The 26,644-nt window shown below is 34.7% G+C and carries 27 protein-coding genes; 11 read left to right on the top strand and 16 right to left on the bottom strand.

Annotated features, from left to right (window positions below):
• The first annotated feature begins 4 nt into the window (after positions 1-4).
• Entirely contained in the window at positions 5-781 is a 777-nt protein-coding gene (locus C4F50_RS24060) for an ABC transporter ATP-binding protein (protein WP_194141171.1), read from the top strand.
• On the opposite strand, the gene C4F50_RS24065 is transcribed toward C4F50_RS24060, so the two are convergent.
• The 4 genes from C4F50_RS24065 to C4F50_RS24080 all read right to left on the bottom strand — a co-directional run bounded on the left by C4F50_RS24065 (position 768) and on the right by C4F50_RS24080 (position 3,159).
• Positions 768-1,346 (bottom strand): hypothetical protein, encoded by a 579-nt coding sequence (locus tag C4F50_RS24065; RefSeq protein WP_194141172.1) that lies wholly within the window; start codon positions 1,344-1,346, stop codon positions 768-770. The two genes, C4F50_RS24060 and C4F50_RS24065, sit on opposite strands and share 14 nt — an antisense overlap.
• Positions 1,347-1,497: 151 nt before the next feature.
• Positions 1,498-1,986, bottom strand: a complete 489-nt coding sequence (locus C4F50_RS24070) for a hypothetical protein (RefSeq protein WP_194141173.1) — start codon at positions 1,984-1,986, stop codon at positions 1,498-1,500.
• Position 1,987: 1 nt separating this feature from the next.
• Positions 1,988-2,443 carry a tRNA (cytidine(34)-2'-O)-methyltransferase gene (locus tag C4F50_RS24075; RefSeq protein ID WP_194141174.1) on the bottom strand — a complete coding sequence of 152 codons (456 nt, stop codon included), beginning with the start codon at positions 2,441-2,443 and terminating at the stop codon, positions 1,988-1,990.
• A gap of 143 nt (positions 2,444-2,586) precedes the next feature.
• A complete protein-coding gene (locus C4F50_RS24080) occupies positions 2,587-3,159 on the bottom strand; it encodes a pseudouridine synthase (protein WP_194141175.1) in 573 nt (190 codons plus the stop codon).
• 176 nt (positions 3,160-3,335) lie between these two features.
• Here C4F50_RS24080 and C4F50_RS24085 point away from each other — a divergent pair, with 176 nt between their 5' ends.
• The 3 genes from C4F50_RS24085 to C4F50_RS24095 all read left to right on the top strand — a co-directional run bounded on the left by C4F50_RS24085 (position 3,336) and on the right by C4F50_RS24095 (position 8,356).
• Positions 3,336-3,734: a hypothetical protein gene (locus tag C4F50_RS24085; protein WP_228012127.1), complete on the top strand. Its 399-nt coding sequence runs from the start codon at positions 3,336-3,338 to the stop codon at positions 3,732-3,734.
• A gap of 159 nt (positions 3,735-3,893) precedes the next feature.
• Complete coding sequence (locus C4F50_RS24090) at positions 3,894-4,646, top strand: SDR family NAD(P)-dependent oxidoreductase (protein WP_194141176.1); 753 nt, start codon at positions 3,894-3,896, stop codon at positions 4,644-4,646.
• A 302-nt stretch (positions 4,647-4,948) separates the two neighbouring features.
• Positions 4,949-8,356: a T9SS-dependent choice-of-anchor J family protein gene (locus C4F50_RS24095; protein WP_194141177.1), complete on the top strand. Its 3,408-nt coding sequence runs from the start codon at positions 4,949-4,951 to the stop codon at positions 8,354-8,356.
• Between the two features lie 66 nt (positions 8,357-8,422).
• Here C4F50_RS24095 and C4F50_RS24100 read toward each other — a convergent pair whose 3' ends face one another.
• Genes C4F50_RS24100 through C4F50_RS24120 form a run of 5 tightly spaced genes read right to left on the bottom strand, consistent with a single transcriptional unit; the run spans position 8,423 to position 12,963 of the window.
• Positions 8,423-8,941: a MepB family protein gene (locus C4F50_RS24100; protein WP_194141178.1), complete on the bottom strand. Its 519-nt coding sequence runs from the start codon at positions 8,939-8,941 to the stop codon at positions 8,423-8,425.
• 41 nt (positions 8,942-8,982) lie between these two features.
• A complete protein-coding gene (locus C4F50_RS24105) occupies positions 8,983-11,088 on the bottom strand; it encodes a hypothetical protein (RefSeq protein ID WP_194141179.1) in 2,106 nt (701 codons plus the stop codon).
• Positions 11,085-11,636 carry an RNA polymerase sigma factor gene (locus C4F50_RS24110; RefSeq protein WP_194141180.1) on the bottom strand — a complete coding sequence of 184 codons (552 nt, stop codon included), beginning with the start codon at positions 11,634-11,636 and terminating at the stop codon, positions 11,085-11,087. Before C4F50_RS24110 ends, C4F50_RS24105 begins: the two co-directional genes overlap by 4 nt.
• Before the next feature lie 51 nt (positions 11,637-11,687).
• Complete coding sequence (locus tag C4F50_RS24115; RefSeq protein WP_194141181.1) at positions 11,688-12,086, bottom strand: hypothetical protein; 399 nt, start codon at positions 12,084-12,086, stop codon at positions 11,688-11,690.
• Between the two features lie 7 nt (positions 12,087-12,093).
• Positions 12,094-12,963 (bottom strand): protease complex subunit PrcB family protein, encoded by an 870-nt coding sequence (locus tag C4F50_RS24120; protein ID WP_194141182.1) that lies wholly within the window; start codon positions 12,961-12,963, stop codon positions 12,094-12,096.
• A 188-nt stretch (positions 12,964-13,151) separates the two neighbouring features.
• On the opposite strand from C4F50_RS24120, the gene C4F50_RS24125 reads away from it, so the two are divergent.
• The 5 genes from C4F50_RS24125 (at position 13,152) to C4F50_RS24145 (ending at position 17,300) form a co-directional block, all read left to right on the top strand.
• A complete protein-coding gene (locus C4F50_RS24125) occupies positions 13,152-14,525 on the top strand; it encodes a DNA recombination protein RmuC (protein ID WP_194141183.1) in 1,374 nt (457 codons plus the stop codon).
• A 357-nt stretch (positions 14,526-14,882) separates the two neighbouring features.
• Positions 14,883-15,431 (top strand): acyl-CoA thioesterase, encoded by a 549-nt coding sequence (locus C4F50_RS24130; RefSeq protein WP_194141184.1) that lies wholly within the window; start codon positions 14,883-14,885, stop codon positions 15,429-15,431.
• Positions 15,432-15,440: 9 nt separating this feature from the next.
• Positions 15,441-15,821 (top strand): DUF5071 domain-containing protein, encoded by a 381-nt coding sequence (locus tag C4F50_RS24135; RefSeq protein WP_194141185.1) that lies wholly within the window; start codon positions 15,441-15,443, stop codon positions 15,819-15,821.
• Positions 15,822-15,861: 40 nt separating this feature from the next.
• The gene (locus C4F50_RS24140; RefSeq protein WP_194141186.1) at positions 15,862-16,257 is read left to right on the top strand and encodes a VOC family protein; all 396 of its coding nucleotides are present in this window, start codon (positions 15,862-15,864) and stop codon (positions 16,255-16,257) included.
• Positions 16,258-16,733: 476 nt separating this feature from the next.
• Positions 16,734-17,300 (top strand): YceI family protein, encoded by a 567-nt coding sequence (locus C4F50_RS24145; protein WP_194141187.1) that lies wholly within the window; start codon positions 16,734-16,736, stop codon positions 17,298-17,300.
• A gap of 115 nt (positions 17,301-17,415) precedes the next feature.
• Here the strand turns inward: C4F50_RS24145 and C4F50_RS24150 are convergent, their stop codons facing one another.
• Positions 17,416-18,327: a TIGR01777 family oxidoreductase gene (locus C4F50_RS24150; RefSeq protein ID WP_194141188.1), complete on the bottom strand. Its 912-nt coding sequence runs from the start codon at positions 18,325-18,327 to the stop codon at positions 17,416-17,418.
• Between the two features lie 95 nt (positions 18,328-18,422).
• On the opposite strand from C4F50_RS24150, the gene C4F50_RS24155 reads away from it, so the two are divergent.
• Both C4F50_RS24155 and C4F50_RS24160 read left to right on the top strand, forming a co-directional pair.
• On the top strand, positions 18,423-19,085 hold the full coding sequence (locus C4F50_RS24155) for a TetR family transcriptional regulator C-terminal domain-containing protein (protein ID WP_194141189.1): 663 nt from the start codon (positions 18,423-18,425) through the stop codon (positions 19,083-19,085).
• Positions 19,082-20,386 carry an ABC1 kinase family protein gene (locus C4F50_RS24160; RefSeq protein ID WP_194141190.1) on the top strand — a complete coding sequence of 435 codons (1,305 nt, stop codon included), beginning with the start codon at positions 19,082-19,084 and terminating at the stop codon, positions 20,384-20,386. Before C4F50_RS24155 ends, C4F50_RS24160 begins: the two co-directional genes overlap by 4 nt.
• A gap of 191 nt (positions 20,387-20,577) precedes the next feature.
• Here the strand turns inward: C4F50_RS24160 and C4F50_RS24165 are convergent, their stop codons facing one another.
• From C4F50_RS24165 to C4F50_RS24190, 6 genes are all read right to left on the bottom strand, one after another.
• Entirely contained in the window at positions 20,578-21,870 is a 1,293-nt protein-coding gene (locus C4F50_RS24165) for a cryptochrome/photolyase family protein (protein ID WP_194141191.1), read from the bottom strand.
• 158 nt (positions 21,871-22,028) lie between these two features.
• Entirely contained in the window at positions 22,029-22,502 is a 474-nt protein-coding gene (locus tag C4F50_RS24170) for an SRPBCC family protein (RefSeq protein ID WP_194141192.1), read from the bottom strand.
• Positions 22,503-22,631: 129 nt separating this feature from the next.
• Complete coding sequence (locus C4F50_RS24175; protein ID WP_194141193.1) at positions 22,632-23,072, bottom strand: sterol desaturase family protein; 441 nt, start codon at positions 23,070-23,072, stop codon at positions 22,632-22,634.
• 126 nt (positions 23,073-23,198) lie between these two features.
• Positions 23,199-24,038, bottom strand: a complete 840-nt coding sequence (locus C4F50_RS24180; RefSeq protein ID WP_194141194.1) for a phytoene/squalene synthase family protein — start codon at positions 24,036-24,038, stop codon at positions 23,199-23,201.
• Positions 24,035-25,507, bottom strand: a complete 1,473-nt coding sequence (locus tag C4F50_RS24185; RefSeq protein WP_194141195.1) for a phytoene desaturase family protein — start codon at positions 25,505-25,507, stop codon at positions 24,035-24,037. The genes C4F50_RS24180 and C4F50_RS24185 overlap by 4 nt, the downstream gene beginning before the upstream one ends.
• Positions 25,508-25,546: 39 nt before the next feature.
• Positions 25,547-26,446 (bottom strand): MerR family transcriptional regulator, encoded by a 900-nt coding sequence (locus tag C4F50_RS24190; protein WP_194141196.1) that lies wholly within the window; start codon positions 26,444-26,446, stop codon positions 25,547-25,549.
• Between the last annotated feature and the right edge of the window lie 198 nt (positions 26,447-26,644).

The raw sequence follows: 26,644 nt of genomic DNA on the forward strand, positions 1-26,644 counted from the left end.
AAAAATGAACCAGATCCTAAAAACTTCAAACTTAAACATTGGTTACAAATCCAAAAAAGAAACTGTAACCATTGCCGAGAATCTAAACCTAAATTTAGATTCCGGAAAGCTTATTACCTTAATTGGAGCAAACGGAATCGGGAAATCAACCTTATTGCGTACCATTACCGGAATTCAGCCTGCTTTATCAGGAAATGTTTTTTTGAATGAAAAAGAAATTACAAGTTACAATCCGCTTGATCTGGCACAGAATTTAAGCGTCGTTTTAACAGAAAAATTACCGCCGAGCAATCTTTCTGTTTTTGAGTTAGTAGCTTTAGGACGCCAGCCGTATACCAATTGGATAGACGCTTTATCTCAAACCGATGTCGAAAAAGTGCAGGAAGCAATGGCTTTAACACAAATAGAACATTTAGCAAAGAAAAAACACTTTGAAATCAGCGACGGACAATTGCAGAAAGTCTTAATTGCAAGAGCTCTGGCGCAAGATACCGCACTGATTATTTTGGACGAACCAACAACGCATCTCGATTTGCTTCATAAAGTTTCGTTATTCAAATTATTAAAAAAACTAACTCACGAAACCCAGAAAAGCATTTTATTTTCTACCCACGATATCGATCTGGCCATTCAGCTTAGTGACGAAATGATCATTATGACCCCAGAATTTGTAGTTCAGGACCAGCCTTGTAATTTAATTTCAAAAGGAAGTTTTGATGCTTTGTTCAAAGATGAAAACATCTTTTTTGATGCCGAAAAAGGGAAGTTTATTGTGACTTAATTTTTGAAGTTTTCCAATCGTTTAGTTTTTTCTTTACAACATAAAAAATTCCAGTCAATAAGATTAAAAGGAAAAGCTTCATCAGAATCTCCAAAAATAAATTGGACGGATAAATAACCAAAGAAGATTTTATACGCCAGGAACTCGGCAGATAATCGCGATTAAAAAGGCTGTAAAAAGAAATCAGATTTTCGATAGTTACAATAAACGCCAAACTGAAAATCAATCTTAGAAAAACATTGCGTCTTATTTTTTTAAATCGGAGCAATTGAGTCATCAATATCCAAACCAAAGGCTCGATCCAGAATGTCGGCCAATATTCTCCCAAAATCAAGTCTTGAAAAGTAACCCGTCCTTCCTGATCAGAATTTAGATTGATCAGAGTTTCAGTAAAAAAAACAGCTGCATATAGAATTCCAATAAACGCAATAAAATGCGAAGCTTCTTCATCCAGAATTTTCAAGAACTCTTTTTTTATAAAAACAGAACCAATAAAAAACAGGAAAGTAAAAATACTGAAAGCAAAGAATAAATCGGTAATTAAGAGTTTTAATTCGAATATCATTTTTAGGTTTTTATCAGGAGCTATTTCCCGCTCTCCGCTGTATCTTTTATTTTTTAAAGAAAAAAATAAAAGGATGCCGCTTCGATCGGGGCTAGGGCATTCGTTTTCAAAAGAGATTTTGTTATTTCAAATTTAAAAGAAAAAAATAGAATTAAACTTTTGCCGTTTTTTCTCTTTCAAAGCGGCCACGGTGTATTTTGAGACAGTGTTCTAACTCGCTGATGCCGATACTCAATTCTTCAATTCCAAATTTCATGACTTGCCCAGAGTCTATAATATAGTAGATAAAATAATAGGTTCTTTCTTTGTCAATGCCTATATTTTCTTCATAAGTTACTCTTTCGTTTTCAATATTATCCCAGCTTTCCAGCATTCCATCTCGGTACTGAATTCCTTTATCGTTGATCCTAAATTGAATTTCATTTCGTCTCTTTATCGATTCTGTCAAATAAGGAATTTGAAAGAAAAATATGAGTGCTGTTAAAAGTGCAATCCAATAGTTGTTATTCATACAGCAATAAATTACAGCTGCTGTCGCTCCCAGCATCACAACTATTCTTAAGAGGATCTTTAATCGCGTGTAATAAATTAAGGTTTCTTTAGAATAGCTGAGATTATTTAAATCAACAATTGGTCTCATATTATTTCTTTAAACCAATTTGTCTTTTAGCTTCTCCCACCACAAAAGCAACAGAATTCGCAATATTAAAACTGCGGATCAATTTGGACATCGGAATAGTCAGGTGATTGTCAAACAAAGCTAAAACTTCTTTACTCAAACCGACACTTTCTTTGCCAAAAACCAGCCAGTCACCGTCTTGAAATTCGGTCTCCAAATACGATTTTTCAGCATGCGAACTCATCAAAAACACACGGGATTTATCAGGAATCTGCTGCATCCATTCTGCTACATTTTGATATTCGGTAACATCCAAATGCACCCAATAATCCAAACCCGAACGTTTTAGATTTTTATCATTAATCACAAACCCAAACGGATGAATTAAGTGCAGACGACTTTCGGTTCCCACGCACAAACGTCCAATGTTTCCGGTATTATTTGGTATTTCTGGTTCTACAAGAACTATGTTTAGCATTTTGTTTTTTTTTAAGGTTCAGAGGTTCAAAGGTTCAGAGGTTCAAAGGTTCAAAGGTTCAAAGGTTCAGAGGCTCAAAGGCTGAAGGCGGGCAGATAATTATCTAATTTTCTAATTGCCCAATTATCTAATTGCCCAATTATCTAATTATCCAATTGAAAGTCGTTCACTTCGCGTACTTCACCTGCTTTTAAGTTTTGCAAATATACATTTCCTACACGAACACGAACCAATCTTAAAGTCGGAAAACCAACCGCAGCAGTCATTTTTCGCACCTGACGAAATTTTCCTTCTCTCACCGTGATCGAAGCCCAAGAAGTAGGACCGTGGCGTTCGTCTCTGATTTTTTTGGCCCGGATACCAAAATCTGGAACCTCAGTAACAATAAAAGCTTTGCACTTTTTTGTTTTGTATTTCCCGCCGTCAAGCCCAATTTCGACACCATGCTGCAGTTTTTCTATAGCTTCTGGAGTAATAACACCATCAACCTGAACATAATATTCTTTATCTACCTTTTTGCTGCGAACCAGCTCGCTCATGTTTCCGTCGGTAGTCAAAAGCAGTAAACCTTCAGAATCTTCATCTAAACGCCCGATTGCCATCGTTCCTTCCGGAAAATCAAATAATTCGCCTAGAAGCTTTTTCTTTCGCTTCAGCTCATAAATAAACTGACTCAGATAGCCGTAAGGTTTAAAAAGAATAAAATGTCTGTGCATGCTGTAATTTTAGACTGCAAAGATAGTTTTGTTTGAAAAGATTAAAAGCAAAATCGATTCTAATTCGGCTGTTTCATTTTGCAGCCCCTGCTATACAAACAAGCTATCATTCCCAGCTTGATAAACCCAAAGCAATGTTAAATGACTTATTTTTCAAAATTAGAATTCGTAATATTATGATACTAACGAAAAACGATAATGTCATGGAAAGTAATAATTTAGGAACAAAAAAGATAAACGGCACTCAAAAAAAAACAGACGAGAAAGGTAAAAATGTTTCGCACGATAAAGATTTAAAAGATCCGAATTTGAAACGTGAAATAGTAACAGATGCCGATGGTGATAAAAAAATCGTAGAAAGAGCCCGAAACGAAAACGAAGATATCCCGACTAAAATTCCAAAAGCCGCTGCCGATAATCCCAATTCAAATCGAGGGGTTTCAACAGACGAAGAGGCTCAAAAAACGGTTGAGAATAAAGATAAAAATTCTGATATAGCAGCAAACCGATATCCAAACTCACATCCCGACAATCATAAAGATCGTGGAAATATGAAATTGGATGAAGACGAATAATATACTAATACGAAATTTTTAACAGAAATTGATCATTTTAATATCAAATAACATTTGATTAGCACTAAACGTTAATCTTATTGTAAACCCTTAAAGCATTGAAAATTTTAGGTCATTGCCTTTGTAAATTAGAGGTATCAATTTTAAAATATTTATAAAATGGCACTTTTAGAAAATAAAGTAGCTTTTGTATCTGGCGGCGGTTCAGGAATCGGACGCGCAGTTGCAGAAGCCTACGCTAGAGAAGGAGCAAAAGTAGTAGTAGCGGATATCAATGTAGAGCACGGTGAAGAAACCGTAACAATTATAAAAGAAAAGGGCGGCGAAGCTTTTTTCATTAAAGGAGATTCGTCGAGTGCCTCTGACAACAAACACATGGTTGAGGTTACGGTATCAAAATACGGCCGATTGGATATTGCCTGCAACAACGCCGGAATGGGCGGACCAGCAAAACCAACTGGAGAATACGAACCAGAAGCTTGGGACAAAGTTATTGCACTTAACTTAAACGGTGTATTTTATGCCTGTCGCTATCAACTGGAACAAATGGAAAAAAACGGCGGCGGCAGTATCGTAAATATTGCCTCTATTCATGGGCAGGTTGCGGCACCGCTAAGTCCGGCTTACACCGCTTCTAAACACGGTGTTGTTGGATTGACTAAAAATATTGCAGTAGAATATGCTCAAAAAAACATTCGCTGTAATGCTGTCGGTCCAGGTTATATTGAAACAGCATTACTAAAAGACAATCTGAACAAAGACATGATGGATGCTGTTGCAGCAAAATCGGCTATGAACCGATTAGGAACGGCAGAAGAAATTGCGGAATTAGTGGTTTTCTTAAACTCTGATAAATCCTCTTTCACCACCGGAAGTTATATTATTGCCGATGGAGGTTATACAGCAGTATAATAGTCAAAAAAATATATTTTTTCAGCAAGCAGTAAACTTTTTGTTTACTGCTTTTTTTGTGCAATAAATCCTTTGAATTGTAGGAAATTCGCAGGTTCTGCAGTTTTTATAAATAGAAGTTTTGTTGAAATATGTGTTAAATTTTGGGGTGTTTGTTGGTTTTATTTTATAATATTAAAAGCATTGTTGTTTTTTGTTAAATTATATTTATAATTTTATAAGCATTAACTTTAAGGTTTCGTAATACTCGCTTAACTTTAAAGGCTCTAAATTTGATTTCTAAAAACTCTATTTTTTAACGTATGAAAAAACTTTACTATTCACGCCGGATTTTGGCTTTATTATGTTTTTTTGGATGCTTTTCTGGAACCATTCTTTCCCAGACAAATCCTGCTAAGCAGCCACTTCCTTACAAACAAAATTTTGATAATTTAGCAGCAAATTCAACTTCTTACCCCGCAGGTTTTCAAGGATGGCTTGTAAGTGCGAGTCAAAATACAAATGAATATGCTACAGGTTTGTCAGGAGACCGCGGCTTGATTGCGAGCAGTACCGCAGCAGTAAACAGCGGTAACATTCATAATTATAATGGAAAAATCGGTTTTTTAAATACCACTTCTGCCGATTTCGCAATTGGTTTTGCTTTTTCAAGTTCTGGCCTCACTGGGGTTCGGGTTATATATGATGCTATGGTAATTCGTAATCCTTATGATGGAACAGCGGCTTATCGCCTTCAGGAAATGGCACTTCAATATCGAGTTGGAACTTCAGGAATATTTAAAAACCTGCCGACAACGGCATATTCTAACAACAGTACTGTTCAACAAACGGGAGCTGTTACCACTCCGTTAAATTTACAAACCACCAAGATTACGGTGATACTTCCTGCAGAGTGCGATAATCAGGACGAAATTCAAATTAGATGGATTGCAAGATTAATTTCTGGGACATCAGGTTCTCGTCAATCTTATGCGATTGATAATATTGATATAAATGCCGACTACACGGCACCAGTAAATGAAACTGGATTTCCAACAGCAGCCAATATATCCGCAACTACTTTTAATTTTTCTGAAAAGTTAAATGAAGCGGGCAAAACGTATTATGTTTTACTAGCCGGCGGCAGTGCTGCACCAACAGCTGCTCAGGTAAAAGCAGGACTTGATGCAGGTGGAACTGCGGCTTTACAAGCGGGGTCTTTAGATATTATAAATGCAGCAACTGCATATACTAAAAATTTTACAGGTTTAACTGCCTCAACTGATTATGCTGTATTTTCTGTTGCTGAGGATATTTATGGAAACATACAAACTGTAGTAAACAAAGTAGATGTTACCACAACTGCAACCGCATTACCGGTAATTTCGACAACAGTAAGTGCTCTTGATTTAGGTCTTTCCGAAATAAACATTGAATCAGTATCTAAAAGCTACCAAATCCAGGTAAGTGATCTTGCCAATGATTTAGCAGTAAGTGTTACTCCAAATTTTTCGATCTCAAAAGATAATGTAACATTTGGCTCAACGCTTACTTATGCCGCAGCTGATTTTGCTTCAAATGCTTCACAGACGGTTTATGTAAAGTTTAATCCAAATTTAGGAGGTGCTTTTACAGGTCAGATTACACATGAGTCGACTGCTGCAATTGCCAAACACATCTCTTTAACGGGAAGAGGAATTAATCCTTACATTCAAAATTTTGATGATCCGAATGTGTTAAACAACAGTGGCTGGACACAGTATGATGTCGCGGGAACTGCCAATAAATGGGCATATACAGCTGTCGCTAGAAATGTAAATTCTGGAACTGGAGCAGTTTTAATGAACGGATTTTCAGACAGCGGCGCTAGTAAAGACTGGTTGATTTCTCCAAAATTACGTTTAGATTCTTTTGATAAATTACCATTGCTGTCTTTCTATTCTCGTAAATTCTACGCTGGACCTTCTTTAAAATTAATGGTTTCTACTAATTATGATGGAGTAAGCAGTCCAGAAACTGCGACTTGGACAGAAATTGATGGAAATTTTCCTTCCACAACTGGATCTTATGTTCAGTCACAATATATTGAACTTACAAATTATAAAACAGACCATACTTATTTAGCTTGGGTTTATGAGACAACTGCCGGCGGTAATAATTTAGCTGCAGAGTGGTCATTTGATGATTATCTGATCACAAACGAATCAGGTTATGTTGCTTCAAATCCAGTTTTAGATTTTGGAACTGTCGATCAAAATACTATTTCTGCCTCACAATCTTTTAGTTTTAAAGCAAAAGGATATGGAGATGTTGTAGTTACTGCTCCAACGGGTTACCAATTGTCTTTAGATAACAGCTTATTTCAAAATAGTGTTTCGTTGACAGAAGCCGATGCACTTGCTGGAAAAACATTGCATGCGAGATTTGTTCCAACAACCAAAGAGTTTAAAATTTCCGGATCTCTTACTGTAACAGGGACTTCACTAAATAAACAAGTTGGTTCTTTAACAGGATCTTCTCTTCCAAAAGCAGAAACCTTTGATGTTGTAACTTATAATTTAGAGTTTTTTGGTGCTCCGACTTCGGCTTACGGGCCAAGTGATAAAGCGTTGCAATTAGAAAATGTTTCTAAAGTAATGAACAAATTAGACGCTGATGTTTATGTAGTTCAGGAAGTTTCGAGCGATGCTCAGATTGATGCTTTGATTACCAAAATTAATGTAAACGGAAAAACATTCGATAAAGCCACTTCAACCTCATGGTCTTATTCATGGGATCCGAATTCAGATCCAAGTTTTCCTCCTCAGAAGTTAGTGGTGCTTTATAATACGCAAACTACTACTTTGAAGAATACACGTGTTATGTTTAAAGAATTCTATGATGACTTAAGAAGCGGTGCTCAAACATTGGCTAACTATCCGGGTGGTACCAGCAGTAGTTTTTTCTCTTCAGGACGTTTGCCGTACATGGTTACTTTAGAAACGAATGTTAACGGAGTTAAAAATGAAATTAAATTTATTGATCTTCATGCCCGTGCCAACAGCGGATCGGATATTTCACGTTATAATATGCGTAAATACGACACTCAGGTCTTAAAAGACAGCTTAGATGCTCATTACGCAGCTTCTAATATCATTCTTTTAGGAGATTACAATGATGACGTAAAAGCTTCGGTTATTACGCCAAATCCGTCTTCTTACGAAGCTTTTGTAAATGATACTAACAATTACAAAGCTTTAACATTGGAAATTAGTCAGGCTGGAGCTTATAGTTTTTTAAGTTCAGGAGGATTTTTAGATCATATTACAATTTCTAACGAATTGTTTGACCAGTATGTTGCAGGTTCTACAGCGGTTTATGATCCTCGTAATGATATTGCGAGTTACACCACTACGACGTCTGACCACGGACCGGTAATTGCCCGTTTCCAATTGAAACAGGATGTATTGTCAACGCCGGATTTTGCAAAAAACAACTATTATGTAAAAGCCTATCCGAATCCGATATCAGACTTTGTAAGTTTTGATGTAAAAACTACACCAGACAGGAATTTAAAAATTAGATTGTACGATATCAACGGACGCGCGATTGGAAGTCCGATCAGTGTCAAGAATGAAGACGAAATCAGTACGACAGTGGTTTCTGTAAGCAATTTGAATGCTGGGTTTTATTTCTACACTGTTTCAGAAAATAATAAAATAATTTTTAAAGATAAATTGGTTAAAAAATAATTGTTTTGAATACAATAAAAAAGGCAGTCTAATTGAAGACTGCCTTTTTTTATTTTTAAAAGAAATTTATTTTGAAGCAACTAGTTCTTGAAGTTGATCCAGATTAAAACGGTCTTTACCTTCAAGAGAGAAAAAAAACTCCAGCTGCCACTTTTGAGTTTTCTGCGCTTGTCTGCTCGAAGTTTCGTCCCAGGGCGGATAAACGCGTGTGGCTCTAATACCTTCTTTTTTTAAAGTAGAAAAAACACCTTTTTCCAGCAGGATATTTTTAGGAAAAACAAACATTCCCCAATTTTCATCTTTTCGAACACTAATTAGAACAAAATCTATGGGATCAGAATAATCAAAAGGTTCTATAATCCCGCTTTGATTTCGTTTCCATAAAGTAACAAATTGTCCCGTTTTTGCAGGCGTGATTTTAGCTTCTCGGTAACAGATTTTTTTGTTTTGAAGTTGAAAACGATACGCACTGTATTCTTCGCTTTCTTTTTCTTTTGCTAAAAGAGAAAGTTCTAGATTGTGAGCTGTAAAAAGCTCTTGAACCTGCAGTAAAGCAGCAGGAATTGAATGGGGATTAAATGTCATTTTATGAAAAAATATTTTTGAAATTTACATCAAAATATCTTTTAAAACGAAACATTCAAACCAAAATTAAGTCCCCATTGAAATTGATTGAAAGACTGGCTGTTCAAAGGATTAATATAATAATTCATCGCAGGCTCTACAAAAACATTGGTCTTTTTATAAACACGGTATTGCAGCGTGCTGCTTAGAGTCGAACCATAAACATAATCATTTGCATTAATGTTTTGTCCGAGGGACTGCCCGTCGAGCGTTACGGTATTCGAAATCAGTTTTCCGACAAAACCTCCTGTATTTAAATTAATGCTTGCTTTATTTCTGTTGAAAATAGAATACGAAACTTCCAGAGGCATTTCGATGTAACGCAGGTTTTGATCCAGATTACCACTTTGAATGTTTTCGCTTGCCGCTAACTGCTGGCTGTTTGTCGGAACAAAAATAAAGTCAGCATTTCCAGTAATTTTATCTGCCGAAGAAAGCTGTGCGTTGTAAAAATCACTAGAAGTAAAAAACGCTGTGTTTTTAGCATTCATATAAGAAACATTGGCCACGCTTTGTCCGAGCTCATTAATTTTTAATCCAGATCCAACAGCCCATTTTTTGTTGATTTTATAAGATGTTTTTACACCGTATGCGCTGCTCTGTTTAGAATCGTTTACGCTTCCGAGTGTTTTATTATTTCTATAATTTTCAGAATTAGCAACTCCCGCATATAAAGCAACCGCCCACTTTTCTTTTTGTGTTGTTTTTTTGTCTTCTTTATCGTTTTCTGGATCTTTTATGATTTCTGGTGTCAAAATTCCCTTTTCTAAATTTTGAAGTACCGCCAATTGTACAGAATCCTGCTTCGTTAACGCTTCTCCAAACTTAGAGGTGTTTTTAGCATTCTCTTCTTGATTCAGTGCCAATGCTTTCTCAGAAACTGCAGTTTCCTTTTTAGAACTTGATTTACTCGGATCAGAAGCCTTTTTATTTCCGGCATTCAATTCTGGGCTCAACGCAAGATAAGGATTGTCGGCATTGTTCGTGTTTCCGAAAATTGTACTGCCGCTATTAGTTTTTGGATTACCGAAATTGCTATTTCCTTTTAAGCTGTTGTTTTTATCCTTTTTGTGAATATTAGATGCTGTTTTTTGCTCTTCAAAAGCATTTGTAAACGGACTTTCAACAGATGAATTAAAACCTTTTGTTTTTCCAAAAACTGCTTTTTCAGCAGGAATTTCTGGTGTTGTTTTTTTGTTCTTCGCGTTCGCTGCATTTGATTCCGCTATTGCGCGATTTTTAGCAGTAATATTTACATCTGGAACCACTGTAACTGAATTGGCAGTATTTTGTTTTTGAATTTTAGCATTAGAATTCAAATACTCAGAACCTTTATTGTTTTTAGAATCCGACTCAGAATAAACATAACTTGACTGCTGATTAAAGCCGTTTGAAGAATTGCCTAACTGCTCTTTTACGATCAAAGATTCTTTCTTATCTAAATTTGATTTAGTTTGATTGTTTTGAATTTTAGCATTAGAATTCAAACGTTTTGAATCTTTATTATTTTTAGAATCCGACTCAGAATAGACATAACTTGACTGCTGATCAAAGCTGTTTGAAGCATTATCTAACTGCTCTTTTACGATCAAAGATTCTTTCTTATCTAAATTTGTTTTAGTTTGATTGTTTTGAATTTTAGCATTAGAATTCAAACGTTTTGAATCTTTATTGTTTTTAGAATCCGACTCAGAATAAACATAACTTGACTGCTGATTAAAGCTGTTTGAAGAATTGCCTAACTGCTCTTTTACGATTATAGATTCTTTTTCACTTGCATTCCTAGTTTGTTGTTTGGTTTCGTTTTTCTTGATCGATTCTGTTTTATGCGGATTAGGATGAGGTGTTTTTTCGTCCAGAACTACTTTTTGAGTGCCGTCGTTAGTGTTTAAATCAAAATTTTTGTTTTCAAGAGCTTTAAAGTGTAAAATAGAAGGAAGCATTAAACCCAATAACAAGCATGCTGCAGCCGACCACCAAAGAATAGCTCTCTTTTTCTTTTTTGGTTTGTCTAATTTCTCTTCAATCTGTGCCCATAATTCTGGCGGCGGAACACTTGAAAAGTCTTCCATTGGAGAGAAAATATTTTCTATTTTTTGCTTTTTCATGCTGTCTTAAAATTTTTTATGCTCAAAATTCGCTTTTGCAAAATGTGCTTGGCGCGATTTAAATTTGATTTTGATGTTCCTTCTGATATTTTTAGAAGTTCGGCAATTTCTTTGTGTTTTAATTTTTCAAAAACATAGAGGTTAAAAACCGTCCGGTATTGATCGGGTAAATCTCGAATGTATTCCAGCAGTTTTTCCTGCTCTATCGGAATCACTTCGAGTTCTTCCTCCTCAATAAAATCAGTATCTGGATCAAAAACATCCAAAAAGAAACTTTCTTTTTTCTTTTTGTTTAAAGTCTCGATGAGTTTATTGATAAAAATTCTTTTCAGCCAGCCTTCAAAACTTCCTTCAAATTTGTATTGGCTTATTTTCTGAAAAGCGATTACAAATGCTTCCTGAAAAACGTCTTTAGCGTCGTCTTCATTTTTCATATATTTCAAACAAATACCATATAAAACAGGAGAGAATAACTGATAAATTTTCAGTTGTCCCTCTCTGTCGTTTTTTACGCACAGTTTGATATATTTTTCTAAATCGTCTTTCAAGAAATGGTTTAAATTTGGTCTTGCAAAAATAGTTTATAATAGCTTACAAAACTATCTTTTAAAAATGGTGCGGGCACCTTCTTCGTTGTTAGCTACAATCGTTAAGTTTTGATTATCAAGTTTTTCTATGGCATATGTTTTGCCTTCAAACGTAATAAGGTCGTGTTCTGCTTGGTCAAAAACCGCAATTCCTTTTTCTATTTGATAAGTATTGTTTCTGATTTCTACATCATTTTTATAAGTAATAATTCTACCGTCTGATGTAAAAACAATTTTCTTAGTAAAGCCAATCGTTTTTGGAGTGGAGATGTACGGGTTAGCATTTCCTCCAACCGATTTTTCCCAAGTCCATGTATTGATAATTGATCCTCCGGCAACTTTCTTAGAGTCTAGAGAATAACTAGTCGTAAAAAGACCAATAGTGATAAAAAAGAATAAATATTTTTTCATGGTTATATTAATTTACGGCAGCAATTTTTTCTCTAACAGCTTTTTTAAATGCAATAACAGCGGCGCTTTGATCTGCAGTATCATTATTGTCAATATAGATTTTAGTAACAGAAGCTCCTTCATTCAATTCAAAATAAACACCGCCTTCAGCTGCAGTATTTGGAGAACCAAATATTTTAGTTTGTCCTTTAAGGTTTAAAATTTCTGTCGGTAACGTTTTTGAAAAAGTAGTATATTCACTTCTCTTAGTGGTCGTAGTATATTTATACTGATCAAAATTATATTGATTGAAAGCCACGTTTTGGTACTTCAAAATATTAAAGTCGTTCAGCTGGATAAATTTTTGAGTACCGCCGGTTACACTCGTAAAGTTTCCAAGTACGATATTGTTCGGACTTTCTGATGTTTTGTTAAAAATGATAGGCTTACTTGTTTTTGGTATCAATATGTAATCCGCCGGATAAGTAGGGTTCTGTGTAAGAGATTCGCCTGCTGCCGGGTTTTTTTCGTAAAAATTAATAACCATTTCACATTGGTTTTCTACAATAGAAGTAATCTTAATAGCGTAACCGCTTGTTGGTTTTGCACCAGCAAAAATAGCAACCAAGTAACTTTTAGAAAAATCAATATTAGGATCGCTTGGAACAGAGCAGCTATTGTCATGTTTAGTAAAATACTGATCCATTTTTTCTGTAGATGTCGCAATCAAAGCAACAGGATTATTATAAAGCGTTTTTACAGTGTAGTTACATCCTAATGGGAATTTGGTAAAAGAAACTTCTGTATTAGCACCACAATCAGTGTAAACATCGTCATTATTAAGAGAACAGGCGCTGAATCCAAAAGCGATCAACAAGCTAAGCATTAATTTTTTCATGATGGTATTAAAATAGGTTTATATCATGTAGATTAAAGATTGAAAGAAAGGTTGCGTGGGCCAGGAAAAAAAAAATAAAAAAATAAAATGTTGATTTAATTTGAATTGAATGGGAATTCGTGAAATTTTTATTTTTAAAACTTTCTACTACGTATTATTGCGTACTTTTACGTAAAATAAACTTAGATATGTTGGATTATTTACCGTTTTTGCTGGGTTTTACGGCAGCTCTTGTATTAGGTATTTATGTTGGAAAATTACTTTCTGGAACAAAATCCCAGTCGGATAAAGCCATTTTTGAAGAAAGATTGAATACGCTCAATATACAGCTGCAAACGCAAAAAGACCAATTTGAAAATGAAAAAAATAATTTTCAGAAGGTATTGCAGCTAACCAATTCTGAAAAAGAAAATATCAGAACCGAAAAAGACAGTCTCGCCATCCAGCTTTCTAAAAAAGAAGTTGATTTTGAAAATTTATGGGAACGCCACAAAGAACAGAAAAGCGAAATCAATGAACTTCAGGAAAAATTCACGAAAGAATTTGAAAATTTAGCGAATAAAATTCTAGAAGAAAAATCGGCAAAATTTACGGAACAAAACAGTGAGAATATGAAAAACATACTGTTGCCGCTTCAGGATAAAATTCATGGTTTTGAACAAAAAGTAGAACAGACTCATAAAGAAAGTATCGATTACCATGCCGCACTGCGCCAGCAGATTTTAGGTTTGAGCGAAATGAATGCCCAAATGAGCAAAGAAACCCTCAATCTGACTAAAGCCCTAAAAGGAGACAGCAAAATGCAGGGAAATTGGGGCGAATTGGTGCTCGAACGTGTACTAGAGAAATCGGGCTTAGAAAAAGGACGCGAATATGAAGTGCAGCAAAGTTTTACCAATACCGAGGGAAACCGTGTTTTTCCAGATGTGGTGATCAATCTTCCGGACGGCAAAAAAATGATTGTAGATTCTAAAGTTTCGCTTGCGGCCTACGAAAAATGGATTAATGAAGAATCGGAACTTTTAAAAACTGAATTTTTAAAAGAACATGTTATTTCGATTAAAAGACATGTTGAGCAGCTGGGAAATAAAAACTATCATGATTTGTACCAGATAGAAAGTCCCGATTTTGTACTGCTTTTTATTCCGATGGAACCTGCATTTGCAATTGCTTTAAATGAAGATCCTACACTCTACACCAGAGCTTTTGATCGAAACATTGTTATTGTGACGCCAAGTACGCTCTTGGCGACTTTACGAACTATAGACAGCATGTGGACGAACCAAAAACAGCAAGAAAATGCTTTTGAAATTGCAAGACAAGCAGGAGCATTATATGATAAATTTGAAGGTTTTGTATCTGATTTAGTCCGAATCGGAAACAAAATAAAAGATACCAAGACAGAATACGAAAATGCAATGAATAAACTAGTGGACGGAAAAGGGAATTTGGTGAGCAGCGTAGAACGATTAAAAAAGATGGGAGCAAAGACCAAAAAATCACTTCCAGAAAATATTATCAGCAGAGCTTCAAGCTCAGAAGAAAATGAGTTGCTGGATTAAAAAATAAATTTTAAACCATATAAGGAATATAAGTTCATTTAATTCAAAATTTAATTTTCTAGATTGTAAAAATTAATACTAAAAAAAGTTTTTAAATCATATAAGGCATTTAATTTCATTTCATTCAAAACTTAATTTTCTGATATGCCTTATATGGTGAAATCAATACTAAAAAAGTTTTTAAACCATATAAGGCATATAAGTTCATTTAATTCAAAATTTAATTTTCTAGATTGCAAAAATTAATACTAAAAAAAGTTTTTTATATCATATAAGGCATTTAAGTTCATTTAATTCAAACTTAATTTTCTGATATGCCTTATATGGTAAAAATCAAATACCAAAAACAAACAAAACATGACTACAGATTTCAAACCCGTTTCTTCCTCAAAAATCAGCATTTCAGAATTAATGCTTCCGTCGCATACCAACTTTAGCGGTAAAATTCACGGAGGATATATTTTGCAGTTATTAGATCAGATTGCCTTTGCTTCGGCATCAAAATTCAGTGGTAATTATTGCGTAACAGCTTCGGTGGATACAGTCAATTTTTTAAAACCTATCGAAGTCGGCGAATTGGTAACCATGAAAGCTTCTGTAAATTACGTAGGGAGAAGTTCTATGATTGTCGGTATTCGTGTTGAAGCAGAAAATATTCAAACCGGCGTGATAAAACATTGCAATTCATCTTATTTTACAATGGTTGCCAAAGATAAAGAAGGCAAAAGCGTGCAGGTTCCAGGACTGATTTTATCGAATTTGCAAGAAGTACGCCGTTTTAGAAAAGCAATAAAACATATTGAGGTTCGAAAAGAGGTGGAAGAACATGAAAAACTAACGAATATCAACTCGATTGAAGATTTGGCAAGTTTAGAGAAATACAATGTTTTACTAGAGATTAGCTAAAAAAACAAAATGAATGTTAGAGCCTTAATTCCTAAAAATGTATGTGACGAAAGTGGTATAGAAAAATTAAAACAGCTTTCGTTTAACCAAATTCAGCCCATTGTTCCCGATTTGTTAGAATGGCTTCAGGATTGTAATTGGCCTGTTGCGCGTTCGATTTTAGAAATTTTAAGACCTTTAGTAGATCAAATAACTCCAGAAATTTTGGAAGTTTTAAATGGAAATGATGGTGTTTGGAAATATTGGATTTTGCAGAATCTCATTTTAAAAACAACCAACCCGATTCTTCTAAAAGAAATAAACCGAATTGCTTCTTTTCCAACATCAGAGGAAAAAGAGCAAGAACTTGATCTCATAGCCGTCGATATTTTGAGAGAAAATTACAGATAAATTTTTATCTTTAAGATCATAAACTTTAATATTTTAGAAAATGATAAAATTCGGATATACCATATTATACGTTGAAGATGTAGAAGAGTCGATTGCGTTTTACGAGAATGCTTTCGGTTTTTCAAGAAAATTTGTTTCTCCCGACAATGATTACGGAGAATTAATTACTGGAGAAACTACTTTGTCTTTTGCATCAAAAAAACTAGCGGCTCAAAATCTAAAAGAGGGTTTTATAGAGAGCAGTCTAGAAGACAAACCTTTTGCCATAGAAATTGGTTTTATAACAGAAAATGTTCCAGAAATGCTGCAAAAAGCCACCACTTTTGGGGCTGTTATCGTATCTGAACCTGTAGAAAAACCTTGGGGACAAATTGTAGCCTATATAAGAGACTTAAACGGATTTTTAATTGAAATCTGTACAGAAGTAAAAGAGTAATTTTTTTCTTCATAAAGTAATTGCAGATTCGTAATCATAAAATTTAGATATTAATCATACAATTTGTAAATCTATATTATATGAATTGCCTTCAGCTTTAGCTGGAGGTCTTAAAAATTAGATATAAATGGCTTTAGCCGAACTATAATAGTTTGGCTAAAGCCATTGTTTTTTTGAATTTATAACCTCCATCTAAAGCTGGAGGCAATTCATGTTTTAGACAAAAAAAGCAAAATTTTAAATCCTTCACTTTGCCTTTTACATCTGAGATTTTGCTTCAAAAATATTCACAAATATTTAGGAAAAGACAGCAACTATCTTCATGAAAAAAACGTAACTTTAAGTATGACGTTCAACGAACTGATATTCACGGAGTACTGCCGTTTGATTTTTTTAAATTAACCTGAAATCTTAATTTTTTCGTTTCTCTTGAATGAAGAAAAATCGAATGACATAATTGTTAAATGCAGACGATTATGAAAACAACTACATTATTTATTTTATTTTTTACCGCCTTTTCAGTCTTAGCGCAAGACAAGTTTTTTACCACTGCCGGCACCGTAAATTTTGAAGCATCTGTTCCTTTTTTTGAAGAAATAAAAGCGGTAAACAGACAAGTCGTTATTTTTTTAGAGCCTAAAACCAGCACTTTTATCTGCACGGTTGTCATCAAAGATTTTCAATTCAAACTCGATATGATGCAGCAGCATTTTAACGAAAATTACATGCACAGCGATCGTTATCCTAAAGCTGTTTTTAAAGGAAAAATTCAGAAATTTGATTTGAAGGATATCAATGAAATTGAAAAAGAATACCAGATAAAAGGCAGACTAAGCTTAAAAGGAAAGTCGAGAGAAATTACAGTAAACGCCTTTATTAAAAAAGTAGCCGACGGAATTCAGATAATCTCCGATTTTCCGATCGCTGTTTCTGATTTTGACATTCAGATTCCCAATCCGATTGCGGCCAAAATTTCTAAGACCGCCAATACAGAATTAACGGCTATAGTGCGCACCGAAGAAATGCTGCTGACTTTAAAATAAACGTTGTTAGCGCGGATTTGTCAACGCGGATTTGAGTTAGCGCGGATTTGAGTGAGTTAGCGCGGATTTGAGTTAGTTTGAGTTAGCGCGGATTTGTAATCCGTGCTAATGGCCACTATTTTATGCAGTTAATTAAGGTTTTTTCTAAGTCAGTAAATTGAAATTGAAATCCTGTTTCCTGAATTTTTTCAGAAGAAACGCGTTGTCCCTTTAAGACCGCTTCGCTCATTTCGCCTAATAAAAAGCGTAGAAAAAAAGGAGGGATTTTAGGAAGCCAGATTGTATAGCCAAATAAGTTGGCAAATGTTTTAGAAAATCGCGAATTGGTGGTATTATCGGTTACGCAGGCATTGTAAGGGCCTTCTAGTTTTTCATCAGCGATTGTTTTTAGATAAATCCGGCATAAATCGTCTATGTAAATCCAAGGAAGATATTGTTTTCCGGAACCGAGGACGGCACCAAAACCAGATTTAAAAGTCGGAGCCAGTTTTTTTATAAAACCTTCGTCTTTGCCAAATACGATTCCAGTTCTCACTTTCACCGTTCTAATATTCAATGCACCGATTGTATCCACCGCGTTTTCCCATTTCTGGCAGGTTGTTCCTAGAAAATCATTGGCAGGAGGCGTATTTTCGTTACAAATTTTATGATCGGTTTTGGCTCCGTAAATTCCAATACCCGAAGCAGAAACAAAAGCATCTAAAGTCTTATTGTGTTTTACTAAAATAGAATGAATTAGTTCGATAGGCTTTACGCGGCTTTCTACGATTGCTTTTTTTCGTCTCGAAGTCCAGCGTTTTTCTACAATACCTTCTCCAGCTAAATGAATAATATAATCGGCCTTTAAAACAGCTTCTTCGTCAATAAGATTTTGTTTTAAATTCCATTGATAGTAGGTTACCTGAGGATTGTTTTTCTTGGAAGAACGGCTTAAAACAGAAACATTGTATCCATTCTCCAAAAGCATTTCAATTAAATGACTGCCGATGAATCCCGTTCCTCCTGTTAATAAGACATTTTTGGACATAGTTTATAATTTATTTAACAGCGCGTTTTGTTTAGGGATAAGTAAAGGTACTTAAACATTGCTTACCTTTATGGCAAATTCTAAATTTAATCAAAATGGCAGCTAATAATGAGAATATCAGTAAAGAAGATATTGTTTCTAAATACATGGAAGAAGTTTTAGAGAAGGGGCAAAAGCCTAAATCGGTTTATCATTTTGCTAAAGAAAATGATTTTGAGGAAGCCGAATTTTATCACTATTTTGGAACTTTGGAAGGTTTGGAGAAAGAGATTTTCAGAATGTTTTTTACCAATACGGTCGATCTTCTTCACAAAAACGAAGAATATCAGCAGTACGATATGAAGAATAAAATGCTGAGTTTCTATTTTACTTTCTTCGAAGTATTAACTGCCAACAGAAGTTATGTTGTTGAGGTTTTGAAAATAAGTAGAAATCCGATTAAGAATTTAACACAGCTGACTTTACTGCGCGAAAGTTTTAAAGATTATGTTGCGGAAATTCTGACCGATGATTACCGACTAGAACAAGAAAAATTACAGCAATTTCAAGAAAAAGCAATTAAAGAATCCGCTTGGGTTCAGTTAATGCTGACGCTGAAATTTTGGATTGACGATGCCTCTCCAGCCTTTGAGAAAACAGATATTTTTATCGAAAAATCAGTAAATGCTTCTTTCGAATTGATGAATGTAGCACCGCTGAATCATTTGATTGATTTGGGGAAATTTTTGTTTAAAGAAAAAGTGTACAGCAGACAATGAAAACGATAGACTACATTCCAACTTCAAAAATAGAAAGAGCCGGAAAACTGGTTCAGACAGGCGCAAAAATTGGGGTCAACTACATAAAGCATTATGCTGAAAAAGTGGTTAATCCAGATTTAAGCCGCGATAAATTAAACGAAAATAATGCAGAAGATATTTATGACGGTTTAAAAAGCCTAAAAGGCAGCGCTTTAAAAGTAGCGCAGATGCTGAGTATGGACAAAAACTTTTTACCGCAGGCGTATGTAGAGAAATTTTCGCTTTCGCAGTTTTCTGTTCCGCCGCTTTCTGCGCCTTTGGTTTTAAAAACATTTAAAAGCAATTTGGGTAAAACACCTTATGAAATCTTTGACGAATTCAATCCGAATTCTGTAAATGCGGCGAGTATTGGTCAGGTGCATCTGGCTGAGAAAAACGGAAAAAAACTAGCCGTAAAAATTCAGTACCCGGGAGTTGCCAACAGTATTTCATCAGATTTGGCTTTTGTAAAACCAATTGCAATTCGAATGTTTAATTTGCAGGGAAAAGATTCTGATAAATATTTTAAGGAAGTAGAAGATAAATTAATTGAAGAAACAAACTATTTACTAGAGCTGCAGCAAAGCCAGGAAGTTGTTGATGCCTGCAGTAAAATAGAAAATATCACTTTTCCGAATTATTATCCAGAGTTTTCATCAGAAAAAATTATCACGATGGATTGGATGAGCGGTATTCATCTTTCGGAGTTTACTGCAATTAATACAGATAAAGCGGTTGGGGATCAATTGGGTCAGGCGCTTTGGGATTTTTATATGTATCAAATTCATGTTTTGAAGAAAGTTCACGCCGATCCGCATCCAGGAAACTTTTTGGTAGACGAAAACAATAATCTGATTGCGCTGGATTTTGGCTGTATGAAAAAGATTCCACAAGATTTTTACACGCCGTATTTTGAGTTAATCAATAAAAATGTCATTACAGATCCGAACCTGTTCAACGAAAAACTGTTTGAATTAGAAATCCTTCGTCCTGATGATACACCTTCTGAAATAGAATATTTCACTGCCATGTTTCATGATTTGTTATCGCTCTTTACAAAGCCTTTTCAAAATGAGACATTCGATTTTTCAGACGAGACTTTTTTTGACAGTATCGGTAAATTAGGAGAGCGCTTTTCGAATGATACTGCTCTCAGAAAAATGAACGGAAACCGTGGTTCCAAACATTTTATTTACATGAACAGAACTTTTTTCGGATTGTATAATTTGATGTTTGATTTAAAAGCAACTATTGTAGTCGATAATTATTTGAAATACTAATTATAAGAAATTCCAAATTTTTAAAAATCCAAATTCCAATTGTAAAATTAGAATTTGGATTTTTTTGTTTTTGAGTTTTTGGTTCTTAGATTAGACATAGAAACATCAAAAAATCTTTTTTATAAATCTGCCGGAGTTTGGGTTAAAATGTGAATGGCTTTTGGTAAAAACACAATTTTAGATTTACAATTTTATTTAATTATTCCCGCTTTATAGGTCGCAATCGCACGATCTCTGGCAAATGCATGATCGATCATCGGTTCGCTGTAACCAAAATCAAATTCGGGAATCCATTTTCGGATGTATTGTCCTTTTTCGTCAAATTTCTTTTGTTGGATTTCGGGATTGAAAACCCTGAAATACGGCGCCGCATCACAGCCCGTTCCAGCAGCCCATTGCCAGTTTCCTACGTTAGAGGCCAGTTCAAAATCTAATAATTTTTCTGCAAAATAAGCTTCGCCCCATTGCCAATTGATGAGAAGATGCTTGCACAGAAAACTTGCCACAACCATTCTAACCCGATTGTGCATATAGCCCGTTTCGTTTAACTGGCGCATTCCGGCATCGACCATCGGGTAACCTGTTTTTCCTTCGCACCAGCGTTTAAAATCGTCTTCGTTATTGCGCCACTGGATGCCGTCGTAATTGGATTTGAAATTATGATGGACAACTTTTGGGAAACTAAATAAAATCTGGATAAAGAATTCACGCCAGATCAACTCGCTCAAAAAAGTCTGATTTTTTCTGTCTGCCCAATTTACCAGTTTTCGAATGCTTACGGTTCCAAAACGCAAATGCGGCGAAAGATAAGAAGTGCTGTCTAAAGCTGGAAAATCACGTGTTTCTTTGTAATTGCTGATCTGGCTTAAATTGTGCGGCAAAACTTTTATCGAACTTCTTTCAAAACCAATTTCTGAAAGTTCGGGAAAGTTAAAAGTAATTTTAGCGAAATTAGAAAATAATGGTTCTAATTCGTATTCTTCTATGCCGAGCAAATGGTATTTTTCAAGCCATTTATTTTTGTAAGGTGTGTAAACCGTATACGGAAGTCCGTCTGCTTTTGTGATTTCTTTTTCTTCAAAAATTACGTGATCTTTAAAATAAAGTGCTTCGATATTATTTTGTTTTAATAGTGCAGCAACTGCCAAATCGCGTTTTATGGCAAATGGTTCGTAATCTTTATTGAAGAATACTTTTTGAATATCGTATTCTTCCAGCAGGAATTTCCAGACTTCAATCGGTTTTCCCTTTTTGATTAAGAGGGAAGAATCCTTTTTTTGGAGTTCTTCATTTATTTTGTGAAGTGAATCGTAGATAAAATTAACTCTGGCGTCGTTTTTTGGAAGATTGTCGAGAATGTCTTCATCAAAAATAAATAACGGAATTACAGGAAAATCGGAATGTAAGGCATTGAATAATCCGAAGTTATCGTCTAAACGCAAATCACGTCTGAACCAGAAAAATGTTGCTTTTTGTTTTGTCATTAATTATGTGTTGGCTATTGTTTCTTGTTGCAGATTTACAGATTTTTTAGAATGAAAAATTGTTTGACGAATTCCATAAATTTCCACAAACTGTTCTTTCAATTTAAATTGGAGCAAAGAAATTAGATCTTTTAATCTGTGTAATCTGCAGCGAAAAATTATACAGCTGTATTTTTAGAATTAAATAATTCGTCAATCTTATTGCGTCTATAGTCAAAGATGGCTTTGAGTTTGTCTGCTACCACTAATTTATTCATGATTCTTCCGAGAAAACCAAATGGCAGGCTGTAATGAACGACATCTGTCATTTTGATTCCGTTTTCTGTTTGTTCAAAAAAATGTTTGTGATGCCATAATTTATAAGGACCAAAAAGCTGTACATCGATAAAATAATCATTGTCTTTGACGGATGTAATTTCGGTTACCCAAGAAACTTTAATTCCCAGCAATGGTTTTAAAGTGTAGGTAATAATTTGTCCAGGATACATTCTTTTTTCGTCAAAATCCTGAATCTCGAAACTCATATTGTCCAAAGTTATCGTTTGAAGATTCTTTGGACTGGAGAAAAAATCCCAGCATTCTTCTATTGTAGAATTGATGTATTGTACGGTTTCTATTTTGTATAATTTCATAATAGCGAATTGTAAATTCCGATTTCTTAATCTCCATTTCTAATTTGTGAAAATCGCTGTAAAACTTTTGACTTTCACAAATTTGAATCTGCTCAATCTGAGAGAAAATGAACAAACAGCTTTGGTATTTTACATTTTATAATATTTGAAAGGAACGAATAACATTCCGAAGCATTCTCCTTTTTCTTTCCCGAGATGTTTATGGTGCATTTTGTGTGCTTTTCGCAAACCGATGAGGTATTTGTTTTTGGTGTTTTTAAACCATTTAAACCGTTGATGAATTAAAACATCGTGAATTAAAAAGTAGCAGAATCCATAAAGTGTGATGCCGCAGGCTATGAAAAATAAGTAATTGAAACCGCCCTGAACGCCAAAATAAAATAACGTAATACTTGGAGTGGCAAAAATAACAAAGAAAATATCGTTGCGCTCAAAAACATGCTCGTATTTGGGCTGATGATGATCGGCGTGGAAATACCACATAAATCCATGCATGATGTATTTGTGCGTAAGCCAAGTGATGCATTCCATGAATAAAAAAACACTTATAAAGATCAAAAATGAAATCATTTTATATTTTGTTTAATATTAAAGTTAGGATTTAAAAATTTAATAGGTTGGTTTTTGATTGAAAAAAACAAATCTGAAAAGGTGTTTTTTGTTGAAGCTTACAACCCTTGCAATTTGGTGTCTTTTTTAAACCAACTTCAGTTTGTAAGTCACAAAACTCTGTGCCAAAAGCCCTGCTTTTGTATAATTAGAAACTCTGATTCTCGAATTTCCGATTTCGTAATACGGTGTGTTTTTTAGTTTTTTTAGTAATTTTTTATAATAGACATAAGCCGTATAAACGCCAAATTTTGCTTCTATCGGAAGTTTGATAATTCCTTCGAACGCAATATTAAAATCTTCTTCGATTTCGTTTATGATCGTATTTTTAGATTGTTCAGTAAAATTATTGAGATCAACTCCCGGAAAATAGTTTCGGTTTAGGAGTAAGTTATCGTCTTTCAAATCACGAAGAAAATTTACTTTCTGAAAAGCCGAACCTAATTTCATAGCTTCAAATTGAAGCTGTTCGTATTTTTGCTGATTTCCTTTTACAAAGACTTTTAAACACATAAGACCGACAACATCTGCCGAGCCGTAGATGTAGTCTTCGTACTCTGTCTGGGTATTGTAGGTCGATTTGCTAAGATCGAGTTTCATACTTTTTAAAAAAGCCTGAATTAAATCGTCGGTAATATTATATTGCTTTACAGTCTGCTGAAACGAATTAAGAATGGGGTTTAGGCTGATATCACTATTTATTGCTTTGTAATATTCACTTTCAAAATCGTTGAGCAGTGTTTCTTTGTCAAAATCATGAAAAGAGTCTACAATTTCGTCTGCCAGACGTACAAATCCGTAAATGCTGTAAATGGCTTCGCGAATACTTGGCGAGAGCATTTTGACAGCTAAGGAAAATGAAGTGCTGTAATGTTGTGTGACCAGCTTACTGCATTTGAAAGAAACGGTGTCGAAAATTGATTTCATTTTTTAGCTTTTAATGATTTTTGAATTAACTCTGCTGCTAGTTTTCCAGAAATTAAAGCGGGAGGAACACCCGGGCCAGGAACGGTCAATTGTCCTGTAAAATATAAATTACGAACTTTTTTACTTTTTAGTTTAGGACGCAGAAAAGCCGTTTGCAATAGCGTATTGGCCATTCCGTATGCGTTGCCTTTGCAGGCGTTATAGTCGTTTACAAAATCGTTTTTACAGAATGATTTTTTAAAAATAATACTGCTTTTTATTTCTTGTTTGGTGATTTTTTCAAAACGGGAAATGATCTTGTTGAAATATGCTTCTCTAAGTTCCTCAGAATCGTTGATTCCTGGTGCGAGCGGAATTAAGAAAAAACCAGATTCCATTCCGTCAGGAGCAGCGGTTTGATCTGTCTTGGATGGAAAATTAGCATAGAATAATGGTTCGTCAGGCCATTTAGGTTTATCATAAATATCAACCGCATGCTGGTTAAAATCGGTATCAAAGAACAAAGCGTGATGCGAAATGTCTGCTATTTTTTTATTGAAACCTAAAAAGAATAGGAGCGAAGAAGGCGCAAAAACTCTGCTTTGCCAATATTTTTCAGAATAGGCACGGTGTTCTTTTTCTAACAAGGTTTCGGTATGCTGATAATCGGCGCCGCTTAGAATAATGTCGGCAGGAATAAATTCTTTGTTTGAAATTATTCCGACAGCGGTTTTATTTTCTACAACTATTTTGTCAATGGCAGCATTGGTTTTGATTTTTACGCCAAGTTCCAGAGCCAGTTTTTGAATTCCGAGAACGACGTCGAACATTCCGGTTTTAGGATGCCAGGTTCCGAGACCGAAATCGGCATAATTCATAAAATTATAAAAAGAAGGCGTTTTGGTTGGTTTGGCACCTAAAAATAAAACAGGAAATTCGAGAATCTGAATTAGTTTTTCATTTTTGAACTCTTTTCGGATATCTTGGCTTACAGATCCCAAAAACTGATTGAGTTTTAAAATTGTTTTGGGCGTGACCAATTCTAACGGAGAAATTCCAGGGCGATAAACCAGGTCTTTAATCGCAATATCATAGTTGCTTTTGGCGCTGTCGATAAATTTTTGCAGTTTTTTACCGCTTCCTTTTTCGATACTTTCAAAAGTTGCTTTTATTTCTTCAAGATTGTCGTAAATGGCAATAAAATCATCTGCGCCAAAGTAAACGCGATAGGCAGGATTGAGTTTTATAAGCTCATAGTAAGAGGCTGTTTTTTTGTTGAAGTCAGCAAAGAAACGGTCAAAAACATCGGGCATCCAATACCAGCTTGGTCCCATGTCAAAGGTAAAGCCATCTTCTTTAAACTGTCTGGCACGGCCGCCAATAGTTTCGTTTTTTTCGTAAATAGTAACATCGTTTCCTTGCTGAGCAAGGTAACAAGCGGCGGCTAAAGAAGAAAAGCCAGAACCTAGTATTGCGACAGTTTTTCTCATTTGTTTAACAAATATAGAAAAACTTTAAACAAAATAAAATTAGATCATGTTAATAGTTTCCTCCATCGAGTCAAAAATTCTGATTCTGTCTGATAAAACCTTCTGATCGATGTGTTCTACCATTTTTCCCATCAGCCAGATTTCGTTATTTTTTTGAAGTAATTTTTGTCCCATAGATTTCACATATTGATTGATGACACTTCTGTCGGGCTGAATTGTCATAAAAGAAACAAACGTAATGTTTTCAAAATGTTTGGTTAAGTCCTGCAGGTTTTCAATTGGCATGCTTTCTCCTAAATAAATGGTTTTGTAACCTTTATCCAGAATTTCGTATTGCAGGTATAACAAACCGATTTGGTGAATTTCATTTAGAGGGAGTGATAGAACAAAAATGCGATCTGTTCTGCTCGGTTTTCTAATTTGAAGACTTTCGGTATAAATCAATATTTTTTGTTTGATCAAGTGGCTCATAAAATGCTCATTTGCCGGGGTGATCGTTTCAGACTGCCATAACAATCCGAGTTCTTTTAAAAGAGGTAAAAAATGCTCTTTAAAAACTTCTTTAAAAGTCTTTTCGGAGATCAGCCAATCGAAAGTATTGAAAAACAACTCCTGATCAAAATTCATCATGGCCATTTTGAAAGAGGTGATGGCGTAGTTTTGAGAATTTTTCTTAGAAATAATTTCGCGAACCAGCTGCGGAATTTTGTCCTCATGATAGGTTGCTATTTTAGAAATCTTATAACCGTATTCGTGCAATAACGTGATATTGAGTAGTTTTTGCAGATTCTGAAGGTTGTAAAGTCTAATGTTGGTGTCTGTTCGCATTGGTTCAAGAATGTTGTATCTCTTTTCCCAAATACGGATGGTATGCGCTTTTATTCCTGATAAGTTCTCAAGGTCTTTAATACTGAAAACAGTTTTAATGTTGTTTATCATTTTTTGCGATTATGGTCAACAAAAGTAAAATAAAATCTTAAATGGAACCTTAAAATTACATTAAAAAGATAGCAGATTAAGTGGTTTGTTTTGTAAAAATGCATTTTTTATATTAAAACATTGCTATTCTTTGCGTAAAATTTAATGTTTCGATAAAAAAAGAGCAATCTGCTTATGATAATTAGCAGATTGCTCCTA

The sequence above is a fragment of the Flavobacterium hungaricum genome (genome assembly GCF_015182285.1).
Lineage (GTDB): Bacteria > Bacteroidota > Bacteroidia > Flavobacteriales > Flavobacteriaceae > Flavobacterium > Flavobacterium hungaricum.